The sequence below is a fragment of the Pseudomonas sp. Je.1.5.c genome (genome assembly GCF_051129895.1).
In the GTDB taxonomy this organism is placed as follows: domain Bacteria; phylum Pseudomonadota; class Gammaproteobacteria; order Pseudomonadales; family Pseudomonadaceae; genus Aquipseudomonas; species Aquipseudomonas urmiensis.
The window spans coordinates 1-249 of sequence record NZ_JBCPSP010000127.1 but is presented as its reverse complement, the minus strand read 5'-3'; the positions used below and the strand labels follow the sequence as shown (position 1 = coordinate 249).

Genomic DNA, 249 nt, shown 5'->3' with positions numbered 1-249 from the left:
AGCGCCAGCACCATTACGACCCCGCCGGCCAACTGACCACCATCGACGACAGCAACCGCGGCACGCTCAGCTACCGCTACGACCCGCTCAACCGCCTGCTCGGCGCACACAGCCGGCTAGGCGCGGAAACCTTCGCCTTCGACCCCGCCAGCAACCTGCTCGACCCCCACGAAGCGCCCCAGGCCAACGGCCTCAAACGCAGCCGGCAGATGGACAACCTGCTGCACCAGTACCTGGGCAACCACTACC

Annotated in this window: 1 protein-coding gene; it reads left to right on the top strand. The window is 67.5% G+C overall.

Features of this window, described 5'->3' with window-relative positions:
* Window positions 1-249: hypothetical protein (locus AAZU54_RS27430; protein ID WP_434727915.1), on the top strand; the 249-nt coding region annotated here is incomplete at both ends.